General features: G+C 73.1%; 10 protein-coding genes. 6 read left to right on the plus strand and 4 right to left on the minus strand.

The annotated features are described in order from the left end of the window. Positions 1-75: 75 nt before the first annotated feature. The 5 genes from ELQ40_RS04885 (at position 76) to ELQ40_RS04905 (ending at position 5,606) form a co-directional block, all read left to right on the plus strand. Positions 76-2,055, plus strand: a complete 1,980-nt coding sequence (locus ELQ40_RS04885) for a beta-galactosidase (RefSeq protein ID WP_240665942.1) — start codon at positions 76-78, stop codon at positions 2,053-2,055. A 2-nt stretch (positions 2,056-2,057) separates the two neighbouring features. After that, complete coding sequence (locus tag ELQ40_RS04890) at positions 2,058-2,822, plus strand: ThuA domain-containing protein (RefSeq protein ID WP_127792680.1); 765 nt, start codon at positions 2,058-2,060, stop codon at positions 2,820-2,822. A 50-nt stretch (positions 2,823-2,872) separates the two neighbouring features. Beyond that, complete coding sequence (locus ELQ40_RS04895; protein ID WP_127795134.1) at positions 2,873-3,988, plus strand: glycerate kinase; 1,116 nt, start codon at positions 2,873-2,875, stop codon at positions 3,986-3,988. A gap of 98 nt (positions 3,989-4,086) precedes the next feature. Continuing rightward, positions 4,087-4,545: a GntR family transcriptional regulator gene (locus ELQ40_RS04900; protein ID WP_370296658.1), complete on the plus strand. Its 459-nt coding sequence runs from the start codon at positions 4,087-4,089 to the stop codon at positions 4,543-4,545. Beyond that, positions 4,542-5,606, plus strand: coding sequence for a DUF1648 domain-containing protein (locus ELQ40_RS04905; protein WP_127792681.1), 1,065 nt, complete (start codon positions 4,542-4,544; stop codon positions 5,604-5,606). The genes ELQ40_RS04900 and ELQ40_RS04905 overlap by 4 nt, the downstream gene beginning before the upstream one ends. 105 nt (positions 5,607-5,711) lie before the next feature. On the opposite strand, the gene xylB is transcribed toward ELQ40_RS04905, so the two are convergent. From xylB to ELQ40_RS04920, 3 genes are all read right to left on the minus strand, one after another. Beyond that, positions 5,712-7,145: a xylulokinase gene (gene xylB / locus ELQ40_RS04910; protein WP_127792682.1), complete on the minus strand. Its 1,434-nt coding sequence runs from the start codon at positions 7,143-7,145 to the stop codon at positions 5,712-5,714. Between the two features lie 120 nt (positions 7,146-7,265). Then, complete coding sequence (gene xylA / locus ELQ40_RS04915; protein WP_127792683.1) at positions 7,266-8,456, minus strand: xylose isomerase; 1,191 nt, start codon at positions 8,454-8,456, stop codon at positions 7,266-7,268. Between the two features lie 89 nt (positions 8,457-8,545). Continuing rightward, positions 8,546-9,214 (minus strand): MOSC domain-containing protein, encoded by a 669-nt coding sequence (locus tag ELQ40_RS04920; RefSeq protein WP_127792684.1) that lies wholly within the window; start codon positions 9,212-9,214, stop codon positions 8,546-8,548. Between the two features lie 62 nt (positions 9,215-9,276). On the opposite strand from ELQ40_RS04920, the gene ELQ40_RS04925 reads away from it, so the two are divergent. Next, positions 9,277-10,326 carry a LacI family DNA-binding transcriptional regulator gene (locus ELQ40_RS04925; protein ID WP_127792685.1) on the plus strand — a complete coding sequence of 350 codons (1,050 nt, stop codon included), beginning with the start codon at positions 9,277-9,279 and terminating at the stop codon, positions 10,324-10,326. Positions 10,327-10,417: 91 nt separating this feature from the next. Here ELQ40_RS04925 and ELQ40_RS04930 read toward each other — a convergent pair whose 3' ends face one another. Continuing rightward, entirely contained in the window at positions 10,418-13,867 is a 3,450-nt protein-coding gene (locus tag ELQ40_RS04930) for an endo-1,4-beta-xylanase (RefSeq protein WP_164863474.1), read from the minus strand. Positions 13,868-14,045 lie beyond the last annotated feature (178 nt).

Raw genomic sequence — 14,045 nt, forward strand, 5'->3', positions numbered from 1 at the left:
CGCTTTCCTGCGGCGCGGCCTGCCGCGGGCTGCCGATCCCACGGGAGTCCGACCCCACCGACGAGAGGAACCCGCGTGCTCTACGGCGCCGACTACAACCCCGAGCAATGGCCCGAGGAGATCTGGCCCGACGACGTCGCCCGCATGCGCGAAGCCGGCGTCACGATGGTCAGCCTCGGCATCTTCTCGTGGGCGCGCATCCAGCCGCGCGAGGGCGAGTTCGACTTCGGCTGGCTCGACCGGGTGATCGACCTCCTCCACGCCGGCGGCATCGCCGTCGACCTCGCGACCGCCACCGCGTCGCCCCCGCCGTGGGCGAGCGCCGCCTACCCCGAACTGCTGCCGCGCGACGCCGACGGCTCCGTCTTCTGGCCCGGCTCCCGGCAGGCCTACGCGCCGTCGTCGCCGGTCTACCGGCGGCTCGCGGGCGAGCTGGTCACGGCGATCGCCGAGCGCTATGCGGGGCATCCGGCGGTCGTGATGTGGCACGTCAACAACGAGTACGGATGCCACCTCCACGCCGACTACTCGGATGCCGCGCGCGACGCATTCCGCCGCTGGCTCGCCGATCGGTACGACGACATCGGCGCGCTCAACGCGGCGTGGGGCACCGACTTCTGGTCGCAGCGCTACGGCTCGTTCGACGAGATCCTGCCGCCGCGCAAGGCGCCGTACAGCCGCAATCCGGGCCAGGTGCTCGACTTCAAGCGGTTCACGAACGACATGCTCCTGGAGTGCTACCTGATGGAGCGCGACCTGATCCGCGCCGCCGGGGCGACCCAGCCGATCACCACGAACTTCATGGGGGCGTTCGAGCCGGCCGACTACCGGAAATGGGCCGAGCACGTCGACGTCGTCAGCGACGACTGCTACCCGGACCCGAATGACCCGGAGTCGTTCCGGACTGCGGCGTTCTCGCGCGACCTCATGCGGTCGTTGAAGCCGGGCGTGCCGTGGCTGCTGATGGAGCAGTCGACGAACGCCCTGAACTGGCGCCCGACGAACGCGCCGAAGGCGCCGGGCCAGATGGCGGCGCTGAGTGCCCAGGCGGTCGGGCGCGGGGCCGACGGCATCCTGTTCTTCCAGTGGCGGCAGTCGCGGGCGGGCGCCGAGAAGTTCCACTCGGCGATGCTGCCCCACGCGGGCACCGACACGCGCACCTGGCGCGAGGTCGTCGACCTCGGCGCGCGGCTCGCGGCGCTGCCCGGACTGCCCGCCCCGCAGCCCGCGGACGCGCGCGTCGCGATCGTGTACGACTGGGAGAACCGGTGGGCCGCCGAAGGCTCCGATCACCCGCAGAACGCGCTCGACGTCACCGCGGTCGTGCAGCGCTGGCACCGCGCGCTGCACCGCCGGCACGTGCAGGTCGACCTGATCCCGGCCGAGCGCGCGGGGGAGTACGACCTCGTCATCGCGCCGCTGCTGTACCTGCTGCGCGAGTCGGATGCCGCGGCGCTCACGGCGTTCGTCGACGCGGGCGGCCACCTCGTCACGGGGCCGTTCACCGATGTCGTCGACGAGCACGACCGGTTCCGCGAGGGCGGGTTCACGACGCAGCTGCGGGGGATCCTGGGCGTCGACGTCGAGGACTTCGGCGCGCTGGTCGCCCCCGACGCGCCGGCGGCCGAACCGGGCGAGCGCGTCGCGCCGTTCGCGGGCCCGTTCGGCGACGCGACGGGCACGCTGCTCGCCGAGGAACTCCGGGTGACGGATGCCTCGATCGAGGCCTCCTTCACGGGCGGGCGCCTGACGGGCCGCCCCGCACTCACGCTGCGCGAGCACGGTGCCGGGTCGGCCCGGTACCTCGCGACGATCCCCGACGAGGCGGGCACCCAGGCCCTCGTCGACCATCTCCTCACGGCGACCGGGGTGGAGCCGGTCGCCGTGAGGCTGCCCGAGCAGGTGGAGGCGATGCGCCGCGGCGACGTCGTCACCGTGGTCAACCACGCCACCGGCGATGTCGCCGTGAACCTGGTCGGAACGGATGCCGCGACCGGAGCCCCGGTCGACGGCCTGACGCTCGCGCCGTACGGTTGGGCGATGGTGAGGAAGTGAACATGCGAGCAGTGATCCTGAGCGGATCCGGCCGGACGGCGGACCCGTGGCACCCCTACCCCGAGACCAGTGCCGCGCTCGCCGCGATCGCGCGCGACGCGGGCTTCGACGTCGAGATCGTGGAAGGACCGCTCGAGGGGCTCGCCGGGCTCGGCAGGGCGGTCGGGTCGTCGGGGCAGGCCGTGGCCGACGACGTGCGGGTGCTCATCGTGAACGCCGGCGACCCCGACGGCGAACCCGCGCCGGGCGCCGTCGACCTGCCGCAGCCGTCGGCCGAGCTCGTGGCCACTGCCGCCGACTCGCTCGACGCGGCGCTCGAACGCGGTGTCGGCATCCTCGCGCTGCACTCGGCGGCCGCGACGCTGCGCGAGCTGCCCGCCTACGGCGAGGCGCTCGGCGCCCGATGGATCGCCGGGCACTCGTGGCATCCGCCGTTCGGCGAGGCGCACGTGCACGTCGTGGGCAACCACCCGATCGCGGAGGGCCTCGTCGACTTCTCGGTGCTCGACGAGCGGTACACCGACCTGCGCCTGACCGGCGTCATCGAGCCGATCGCCGAGCACGACGAGGGCGGCGAGCGGCATCCGCTCGTCTGGGCGCGGGAGATCGGGCGGTCGCGGCTCGTGTACTCGGGCCTCGGGCACGATGCGCGCTCGTACGAGTCCGACGCGAATCGCGACCTGATCGCGAGGGCGCTCGGCTGGCTCGCCGAGGTCCCCGCACCGAGCGCGGGGCACGGCGTCGCCGACTTCGGCTTCCCGTCGTGAACGGCGTCGGCGGCCCCGCCAGCACCGCCGGCACGGTCGCACCGGGCGTCGTGAACGCCCCGCGCCGCGTCGTGCTCGCGCCCGACTCGTTCAAGGGCACCGCCACCGCGACCGAGGCGGCCGCCGCGCTCGCGCGCGGCTGGCGCTCGGTCGCACCCGCCGACCAGATCGTCGAACTGCCGATGGCCGACGGCGGCGAGGGCACGCTCGACGCGTTCGCGGTGGCCGTGCCCGGCGCCGAGCGCCTGCCCGTCACCGTGCAGGGCCCCGACGACCGCCCGGTCGACGCGTGCTGGCTGCGACTGCCCGACGGCACGGCGCTCGTCGAACTCGCCCTCGCGAGCGGCATCACGCTGCTCGACCCGCTGCGTCCGCTCGACGCGCACACCCTCGGATTCGGGCAGGCGATCGCCGCGGCCCTCGACAGCGGCGCGACCAGGTTGCTCCTCGCGATCGGCGGCAGCTCGTCGACCGACGGCGGGGTCGGCGCGCTCGCGGCGCTCGGCGCGCGGGCGATGGATGCCTCCGGCCGGCCGATCCCGCCCGGCGGCGGTGGGCTCGCCGCGATCGAGGCCCTCGACCTGCACGGGCTCAGGGCGCTGCCGCCCGGCGGCGCCAGCATCCTCTCCGACGTGACCAACCCGCTCCTCGGCCCGGCCGGTGCCGCCGCCGTGTTCGGCCCGCAGAAGGGCGCCGACCCGGCGCAGGTCGAACGCCTCGAGGCGAATCTCGCGCACCTCGTCGCCGTCGTGGCGGGCGGTGCCTCGTTCGCGTCGGCGCCGGGCGCCGGCGCTGCGGGCGGTGCCGGGTTCGGGCTCCTGGTGTGGGGCGCGGCGATGGCCGGCGGCGCGGGCGCCGTAGCCGACGCAATCGGAATGGATGCCGCGCTGGCGGGGGCATCCGTGGTCGTGACCGGTGAAGGCCGGTTCGACGGGCAGTCGGCCGCTGGCAAGGTGCCGAGCGAGGTCGCTTCGCGAGCGGTCGCCGCGGGAGTGCCCGTCGCGCTCGTCGCGGGTGCGATCACGGCGGACGCCTCGGGCTTCGAGGGCGGGGCGGTGTCGCTGACCGAGCTCGCCGGCTCCTCGGACGCCGCGATGCGCGACCCGCTGCACTGGCTGGAGGCGGCTGGGGCGGCGCTGGCCGCGGTGGCGATCGGGCGCGCCTGAGCGTCGCGTGCCCAGCGCCGAGCGTCGAGCGCCCGGCATGGGCGGGATCTTCGCGATTCAGGATCGTTCGGCCGACACGCCGTCTCGACGGACGGGACATGCCGTCCCGTGCGCAGTCCTTCCTGAGCCGCGACGAGGAGGTCGGGTTCGGCCAGTCGACCGCAGTTTGGCTTGTTCTAGTGATAACTAGAATAATAGGCCGCGTGATCATCCGCATCGACCCCGGCTCGGCGACGCCGATCTTCGAGCAGCTCGTCCGCGCCGTGCGCACCGAGGTGCTGGCCGGGCGGGTTGCCGCAGGCGAACGGCTGCCCGCCGCGCGCGACCTCGCCGATTCGCTCGACGTGAACGCGCACACCGTGCTGCACGCCTACCAGACGCTCCGCGACGAGGGACTCATCGAGCTGCGCCGTGGGCGAGGGGCCGTGGTCACGAACGCGGCCGCCGACGCCGAGGCCGTGCGCGACCTCGCCGCCGGCCTCGTCGCAGCCGCCCGCGAATCCGGACTCGCCGCAGACACCGTGTTCGCCATCATCCGAGAGGAATTCGACCGATGACCGACCGTCACGACGACCAGCGGCCCAGTGCCTCCGCACCCGCACCCGCACCCGCCGATGCCGACCGCGTCGCACAGCATCGCCGCGACCGCCGCATCCTGTGGCTGCTCGTGGTCTGGGTGCCCCTCGCGATCGTCGCACTCGCCACGGTGATCCAGCTCGGCTGGGCGCACCGGCTGCCCGAGGAGATCGCGATCCACTTCGATGCCGCCGGGCAGCCCGACAACTGGGCGACGCCGACGCAGGCGCTGTTCGCGTACCTCGCGATCGCCGTCTCACTCGTCGTCGCGCTCGCGCTGGCGACATTCGCCGGTCGGCAGGCACTCGCTCCCGGCGTGGACGCCGACGCCCGACTGCTTGCACGCGTGCGCTTCATGGCGGCGATCGCGCCCGCCATCGCCCTGCTGCTCGCGGTGATCACCCTCTCGCTGACCGGCACGCAGCTCGACGACGGCGTGCCCGCGGCGTGGGCGATCCCCGTCATCGTCATCGGCGGCATCGTGGTCAGCGGCCTCGTCGCCTGGCTCATCTGGCGTGCGCTTCCGGCCCCGGTACGCGGTGCGGTGCCCGACGCGACACCGGCGCTCGCGCTGGCGCCGGGTGAGCGCGCGGTGTGGACCGAGTCGGTGACCGCGCCGTGGGCGGTGCTGCTCATCGTGGGGCTCGCCTCCGCGTGGCTCGTCGTGCCGATCGTCATGGCGCCCGCGGCCTGGTGGCTCTGGGGCATCCTGCTCGTCGTGGTGCTGGCGCTCGCGACGACGCTCCGGATGACCGTCACCGTCGACCGACGGGGACTCACCGCGCGCACGATGCTCGGATTCCGCCTCACGCGGGTGCCACTCGACCGGGTCGAATCGGCCGCCGACGTCGAGGTCCTGCCCGGCGAGTTCGGCGGCTGGGGGTTCCGCTTCGATGGTCAGGGGCGGCGCGGCATCATCCTGCGCGGCGGCCCCGGCATCGAGGTGCGGCGAACGGACGCCCCCACACTCGTCGTCACGGTGCCGGACGCCCGCACGGGCGCGGCGCTGCTGAACGCGCTCGCCGCAGCGGCGCGCGGCTGACCCCCCACCTTTTCAGGACCAGGGCGGCGTGGACCCGCTCTGCGAGCCACCGGGGCTGTGGTCCTGAAAAGGGTGCTCGGGTCGGTAGGGGGCCGGGGCGCGAGGTCAGCGGGGATCGACGTGCGACGTGCCGACCGCCGCGGCGTACGCGGCGCGGATCTCGGGCCGCGGGTCGGGCGCGAGTTCGGCCGCGAGTTCGACCGGCCACGCCGGGCGGTCGCCGGTGAGCGCCCACGCGGCCTGGCGGGCGGCGCCGTCGGCGACGTACTCGCCCGGAGCCGGCACCGCCACGGGCACGTCGAACACCTGGGCTGCGACGGCCCGGACGGCCGGGTTCTGCGCGGCCCCGCCGATGAGCAGCACCCGCGACGCCTCGACCCCCTGGCCGCGCACGGCGTCGAGCCCGTCGGCGAGTCCGCAGAGCAGTCCCTCGACGGCCGCGCGTGCGAGGTTCGCCCGCGTCGTCGACGTGAGGGTCATCCCGTGCAGCGATGCGGTCGCATCGGGCAGGTTCGGGGTGCGCTCGCCCTCGAAGTAGGGCACGAGCACGAGTCCGGATGCCCCGGGCTCGGCCTCGAGCGCGAGGCGCCCGAGCTCCTCGTGGTCCACCCCGAGCAGGCCCGCCGTCGAGTCGAGCACCCGGGCGGCGTTCAGGGTCGCGATCAGCGGCAGCCAGTTGCCGCTCGCGTCGGCGAAGCCGGCAACCGTGCCCGAGGCATCCGCGACCGGCTGTCCCGTGACGGCGAACACGGTGCCCGACGTGCCGATCGACACGACGACGTCGCCGGGCTGGGCGTCGAGGCCGAGCGCGGCGCCGGCGTTGTCGCCCGCTCCGGGCGCGACGACGAGGCCCGAAGGCGTCTCGCCGACGCGGTCGGCGGGGCCGAGCACGCGGGGGAGCACCGCGTCATGGCCGAGGGCCAGTGCGAGCAGGTCGCGGTCGTAGCCGTCTCTTCCCGAGCCTGAGCCGCCCCAGTAGGCGGTGCCCGAGGCATCCGACCGGTCGGTGGCGAGTTCGTCGAGCACCGGGCCGAGCGGGGCATCCGGCGCACCTGCCGGACCGTACCCGCGCAGTCGCCAGGTCAGCCAGTCGTGCGGCAGCGCGACGGCCGCGACGCGCTGCGCGTTCGACGGTTCGGCGTCGCGCAGCCAGCGCAGCTTCGTGGCGGTGAACGATGCGACCGGCACGACGCCGGTGCGCTCGGCGTACTCGGCCGCGCCGACCTCGTCGATCAGGTCGCGGGCGGCGCCGGCCGAGCGCGTGTCGTTCCAGAGCAGGGCGTTGCGGATGACCCGGCCCTCGGCGTCGAGCACGACCATGCCGTGCTGCTGGCCGGCGATCGAGATCGCGGCGACGTCGTCGAGGCCGCCGGCGTCGGCGATCGCCGCCTGCAGTGCGACCCACCAGGCCTGCGGGTCGACCTCGGTCCCGTCGGGGTGCGCGGCCCGACCGGTGCGCACCAGCGCACCGGTCGAGGCATCCCGGATCACGACCTTGCACGACTGGGTCGACGAGTCGACCCCGGCGACGAGCGTCATCTGTGCTCTCCTTGGGTTGTCCCGCTGGTCGAGTAGCGCGAAGCGCGTATCGAGACCGCCTGCGAGGTCTCGATACGCTCCTTCGTCGCTACTCGACCACCGGAGGCGGGGTGGAAGGCGTCAGCGGGCGCCGAGGAGGTGCTCGGTGGCGAGCTGCTGGAGGCGCACGAAGCCGAAGCCCTTGCCGCCGAGGTACGCGTTCGCGTCGAAGTCCTCATAGGCCGAGCGGTCGGCGAGGAAGTCGTCGTACGACTCGCCCTCGCCGAGCGTCGGCACCGACAGCTCGGTCACCTTCGCGGCTTCGAGCGCCTCCTGCACCTCGGGGTCGGCGCGGAACGCTGCGGCGCGCTCCTTGAGCAGCAGGTAGGTGCGCATGTTGGCGGCGGCCGACTCCCAGACGCCGGTCTCGTCCTCGGTGCGCGACGGCTTGTAGTCGAAGTGGCGCGGGCCCTCGTAGGCCGGGACGCCGCCGGGGCCGCCGTGCTCGAGCAGGTCGACGAGCGAGAACGCGTTGTGCAGGTCGCCGTGGCCGAAGACGAGGTCCTGGTCGTACTTGATGCCGCGCTGGCCGTTGAGGTCGATGTGGAAGAGCTTGCCGTGGTAGAGCGCCTGCGCGATGCCGGCGGTGAAGTTCAGGCCCGCCATCTGCTCGTGGCCGACCTCGGGGTTGAGGCCCACGAGCTCGGGGCGCTCGAGCGAGTCGATGAAGGCGATCGCGTGGCCGAGGGTCGGCAGCAGGATGTCGCCGCGCGGCTCGTTCGGCTTCGGCTCGATCGCGAAGCGGATGTCGTAGCCCTTGTCGGTCACGTAGTCGCCGAGGAGGTTGACGGCCTCGCGGTAGCGTTCGAGGGCGGCGCGGATGTCCTTGGCCGAGTCGTACTCGGCGCCCTCGCGGCCGCCCCACATGACGAAGGTCTTCGCACCGAGCTCGGCGCCGAGGTCGAGCTGGCGGAACACCTTGCGAAGCGCGAAGCGGCGCACCTGGCGGTCGTTCGAGGTGAAGCCGCCGTCCTTGAAGACGGGGGCCGAGAAGAGGTTGGTGGTGACCATGGGCACGATGAGGCCGGTGTCGGCGAGGGCGCCCTTGAGGCGGTCGATCTGGGTCTGGCGCTCGGCGTCGGTGGATCCGAAGGCGAACAGGTCGTCGTCGTGGAAGGTGAGGCCGTAGGCGCCGAGCTCGGCGAGCTTCTCGACCACGTGCACGACGTCGAGTGCGTTGCGCGTCGGGCCACCGAAGGGGTCGGTGCCGTTGTAGCCGACGGTCCAGAGGCCGAAGGAGAACTTGTCGTCGCGGGTGGGCGCGCTGGCCATGGTGGATCCGCCTTTCAGCGTCTTCGGTGATTTGTTGGCAAGATCAACATAAAGGACGGATGCCGCGCACGCAAGCCGCCGCGACGCGCTCAGTCGAGCTCGAACACCGTGCCGGAGCGGGCCATCTCGCGCAGCTCGTCGTCGAGGTCGTCGCCCGCGGCGAGCAGGAGCGGCAGCAGCTCGCGCTCGGTCGTCGTCGCGCGCAGCACGAGCGAGACCGTGACGTCGTGGTCTGGTCGGTGCTCGACCGTCACCTCGTCTCCCGCCGACACCGGGCCGGGCTCGAGCACCCGCAGGTAGGCGCCCGGCCGGGCGGCCGCCGCGAAGGTCTTCGCCCATCCCCGCTCGCCCATCGAACCCCGGAAGGTCGCGCACGGCGTGCGCGGGCTCGTCACCTGGAGCACGAGATCGCGACCGACGCGCCAGATCTCGCCGATGCGCGCGTCGTTGACCTCGACCCCGACGGTCGTGAGGTTCTCGCCGAAGGAGCCGTTCGGCAGCTCCCGGTCGAGCCGCGTCTCCCAGTCGTCGAGGTCCTCGCGCTGGAACGCGTAGACCGCCTGGTCGTCGCCGCCGTGATGGCGGCGGTCGCCGATGAAGTCGCCGACGAGCCCGCTGCCGAGTCCGTCGGCCTTCGAGCCCGGAGCTCGCACCTCCACCGGCCCGGCGACGGGCACCTTGCCGATGCCGGTCGACCGGGCGTCCTTGTACGGGTTCGGACGGGGTTGTGCGAGGTTCACCGAGTCGACGTGGCCCATCGCGACAGGCTATCGGGGATCGATTCCGCGGTGCCGCAAGTTTCGGGGCTAGGATTCGAAACATGTCATCGGATGTCTCCGCGGAGCGCGTGACGCTCGCCGAGGTCGCCGACGAGGCCGGCGTCTCGCTCTCGACGATCTCGAAGGTGCTCAACGGGCGGTCCGACGTGTCGCCCGCGACGCGTTCGCGCGTCGAGGAACTGCTCCAGCGCCGGGGGTACCAGCGCCGAGGCGCGGGGCGCAGCGAGGGCCACGCCGACCTCATCGAGCTGGTGTTCCACGAGCTCGACGAGATCTGGTCGATGGAACTCATCGGCGGCGTCGAGCAGGTCGCCAAGGAGCACGGCCTCAGCGTGGTGCTCACCGTGTCGGGCAGCCGCCACGCGCCCGACCCCGACTGGATCGACGGCGTGATCCGGCGCCGGCCGGTCGGCATCGTGCTCGTCTTCAGCGAACTCGCGCCCGAGTACCGCGAACAGCTGCGCACGCGGAGCATCCCGTTCGTCATCGTCGACCCCGCGGGCGACCCGTCGCCCGACGTGCCGAGCGTCGGATCGGCGAACTGGTCGGGCGGCCTCGCGGCCACCCGGCACCTGATCGAGCTCGGCCACCGGCGCATCGCGACGATCACCGGTCCCGAGGACATGATGTGCTCGCTCGCCCGAGTCGACGGCTACCGGTCGGCGATGAACTCCGCGGGCCTGCCGATCGATCCTGCCTGGATCCGGTTCGGCGACTTCCACGTGACCGGCGGGCGCAACCACGCGACCGAGCTGCTCAGCCGCCCCGCCGGCGAACGGCCGACGGCGATCTTCGCGGGCAGCGACCTCCAGGCGCTCGGCGTGATGGATGCCGCGCGCAGCGCCGGGCTGTCGATCCCCGACGACCTCTCGATCGTCGGCTACGACGACGTGCCGATCAGCCGGTGGGTGAACCCGCCGCTCACGACCGTGCACCAGCCGCTGCGCCGCATGGGGGAGGAGGCGGTACGGCTCGCGCTGCGGCTGGCCGCCGAACCCGCAGGTGCCTCGGCGCAGGCCGGCGCCACGCCGCGGATGGACCTCGCGACGAGCCTCGTCGTGCGCGAGTCGACGGCGGCGCCGCGGGGCTGAGCGACCACTCGGGGCTGAGCGACGACTCGGGGCTGAGCGCCGGCTCGGGGGCCCGATCGCGTCGGCCGGACCCCCGAGCATCATCGCAGAATCACGGGAACAGCTTCGACAGCCAGTCGAGGATCGCGGCGACGATCGACCGGATGACGTCGCCGGGGCTCGGAGTCGACGGCTTGGGCAGTGCCTCCACGGGCGCCGACGTCGCCGCGACGGGGTCGAATCCATCGGCGGTCGCCGTGACGACGACGGTGAGCTCGCGCCCGACATCGCCGGGCTTCACCTTGTAGGCGGCATCCGACGCCCGCCGGATCGGCGTGCCGTCGAGGTGCCACTGGTAGGCGAACGCGGCGTCGCCGGTCGACCACTCGCCGGGATCCGCGGTGACGGTGCGGCCCTTCACCGGGTCGCCCGTGATCGAGGGGGCGACGAGGTTCTCGAGCACGGGCTCGGGGTCCGCGGCCGCGATGAGCCGCCCGACGCCCCAGTGCGCGGTCGTTTGGTAGCCGGCGCCCGTAGGGTCGGCCCAGTTGCGGATTGCCGTCCGCTGTCCGCCCGACGCGTCGTTGACCTGGAAATCGAGCCCGTGGAACGTGCCCGCGCCGCCGTACTCGAGCAACCCGATCGCCGCCTCGACCACGTACCCGCCCTCGACGGTCGTCGTCGCCGATTGCACGCGCGCCCGCTGGAACGCTTCGTCGCCGGTGCCGAACGAGACCGCGTTCGCCGCGCTGATGCGGATCTGCGTGTCGTCGTATCGGTACGAGCCGTTCTTCGCGTTGCCGGCGTCGACGTACACCTCGACGGAGTCCTGGATCCACGGGTCGGACCCGGTGACGTCGACGATCGGGTCGGCGACCTCGGCGAGCACGTACAGCGTCTGGTCGCGCCAGAGCGTGCGCACGGTCGCGGTGGCGCCGTCCGTCCCGCTGACGACCTTGCCCGTCGTGACCGCCGAGGCGGAGGCATCCGACCACACGTCGTCGACTGCGCCGTCGATCGTCGGTGCATCGGCGTCGACCGGCACCTCCGACACCTCGAGGTACGACAGCGGCTCGACGAGGGTGAGGGTGCCGACGGCGCCCTCCGAGTTCCAGCCCGCGGTCGTGTCGCCGTCGGTCGCCCGAACGTCGAACGTGAGCGTCGCACCCTCGGCGGCACCCGGGATCGGCAGCTCGGCGGCGAGGTCGTACCCGCCGTCGCGCTCGCCGACCATGGCCGGGACGTCGCCGGTGCCGTCGCGCGCGGCCCGGTACTCGGTGCCGTCGAGCGTGAAGGTCACGGCGTCGGATGCCTCGGGCGAGGCATCCTCCACCCGCACGTACGCCGTCAACCGCTCGCCCGCCCAACGCAGCTGGAACGCGGCCGCCTGCCCGATCGGGTGCAGCGGCAGCCGCGCCCACTCCGGCGACGCGAGGGCGCCGTCGGGCGAGGTGCCGAGCGGCACGTCGGCGCCGAACACGTTCGCGGTGCGCTGCAGCGCCGGCAGCTCGCCGTCGACCGCGCCGACGTAGGCCGGCTTGGCCTTCAGGGCGTCCGTGAACAGCAGCGGCGCGCCCGAGTCGACCCGCCAGCTGCGCCCGTCGGTGAGGCCCCACACCGTGACCGAGTACAGTTCGTCGGCGTGCTCGCGGAACACCCGGAACGCGTCGCGGTAGTAGTAGCCCTGCTCGATGAGCTTCGCCTGCGTCACCGGGGTTCCGGTGGTCACGTCGAGCTCCGTGACGGCCTGCGTCACCGGCAGGTCGGCGAACCGTTCGATCGCGCCCTCGAGCGCCGAGACCGGCATCGCGAGGCTCACGTGGAACTGGTGGCCGACGCCGTCGAGCGGCACGCCGCGTTCGAGGAGCCGGTCGACGAGCGCCCGGTAGCGATCCTGCTTGCCGCCCTGCTCGGTGTTGTAGTCGTTGATGAACAGCGTCACCGGGCGGTCCGCGCCTGCGGCCGCGAACTCGCCGTTGAACGCCTCGTCGGCGTACTGGAACGCCAGGTCGATGAACTCCTCGCCGAGCACCCGGAACCACTCGCTGCGACGCAGCCCGTCGGGGTGTTCGCCGCCGTCGGAGACGACCTCGTTGACCACGTCGATCGCGGCGAGCGGGTTCGTGTCGCTGCCGAACTCGCCGTACTTGCCGGCGAGGTATCCGGCCACGTCGAACACGTGCTGTCGCAGCCGGTCGCGCAGCACCTGCTTCCCGGCGTCGTCGGCGGCCAGCGGCTGCCCGGCGTCGTCCTGGAAGAACCGGGCGGGCGTCTGGCTGTGCCAGACCAGCACGTGGCCGTAGACGTCGAGGCCGTTCGCCTGCGCGAAGTCCATGAGCGCGTCGGACTCGGCGTTGACCTCGACGAACGCACCGTCGGCGTCGTACCAGGCCTCGGGCTTCATGAAGTTCTCGGGCGTCACCTGATCGAAGTGGCGCAGCACGAGTTCGGATGCCGCACCCGCGGTCTCCCGGCTGTCGATCGCGACGCCGACCGGGAAGTCGACGGTCTCGCGGATGCCGGTCAGGTCCTCGATGACGGGCGGCTCGGGGACGCGCAGCGTGACGTCGTCGAGGTACAGGTCGCTCGTGTTGCCCGTGGCGCCGTTGTCCCAGCGGGTCTCGAAGTACAGCTGCGAGGCCTCGGCGTCCGAGCCCTGGAACGTCGCGGTGACCTTCGTCCAGCCCTCGTCCGTCACCCCGTCGAACTGGGCGAGCGTCGCATACGACGTCGAACCGGCCGTCGTGTTCGCCCGGCTCAGCCACACGTCGTCGACCGGTTGTCCGTCGCCGAACCGCAGCCACGCGCTGAGCTCGTAGGTGACGCCGGCGTCGAGCAGGCCGGTGACCTCGTGTCCGATGCCGTCGCCCTGGCCCTCGCGGCCGGTCACGACCGCCGACTGCGCGCCGGCGTGCGCCTGCTCGGTGCTGAGCGACACGGTCGCCGCGGTCGAGCCGCTGCCGCCGCGCAGCGCCCAACCGTCGAGCCCGGCCTCGAAGTCGCTCGAGAGCACGACCTCGCCCGGGCTGCCGGGGTCGGTCGGCCCCGAGGTATCTTCCGTGGTGATGCGGAGGTCGTCGATCAGGTACGAGTACGGTGCCGCCGGCGTGAGGTCGCCCGTGCCGAGGTACACCTGCAGCGCGGCGGGGTCGGCGTCGGCCGGCACGGTGAAGGAGCCGGCGACCGTGGTCCAGGCATCCGCCGTCATCGTGGTGTTGCCGATCCAGCTGTAGGCGGGCTTCATGACGAAGCGCACCCCGGCGGGCCCTGCGACCCCGTCGGCGAGCCGGGCCCGCATGCTGAAGTCGTACGTCGCGCCGGGCTCGAAGAGGCCGGTCGGCGACTGGACGCCCTCGTAGTCGGCGGCTCGCTGGTTCACCCGGAGGACCTTGCCGCCGTCGGGGCCGTCGACCACCTCGAGGAGGCCCGATCCGCCGCCCGACTGCGTCCAGGCGCCGGTGGTGCCGTCCTCGAAGTCGACCGAGCTGACCGTGGTGGGCTCGGCCGCGGCGGGCGTGGTGCCGAGCAGCACCCCCGCGGCGGCGACCGCTGCGGCGGTCACGAGCCCGATTCCCGTTCGTATCCTGCGTCGTTGCATGATGCTGCGCTCCTTCGCGCGTCGGGCCGGCGCGCGAAGGAGCGCCGGCGCATGGGTGGTGCCGGTGGTGCTGTTCGTGCTGTGCGATGGTGCCGGTGGGGTGGTGGGAGATCCGGCCGCGATCGTGGTCCGGCGCCGGTGG

Origin of the sequence: Agromyces sp. LHK192 (assembly GCF_004006235.1) — a bacterium.
In the GTDB taxonomy this organism is placed as follows: domain Bacteria; phylum Actinomycetota; class Actinomycetes; order Actinomycetales; family Microbacteriaceae; genus Agromyces.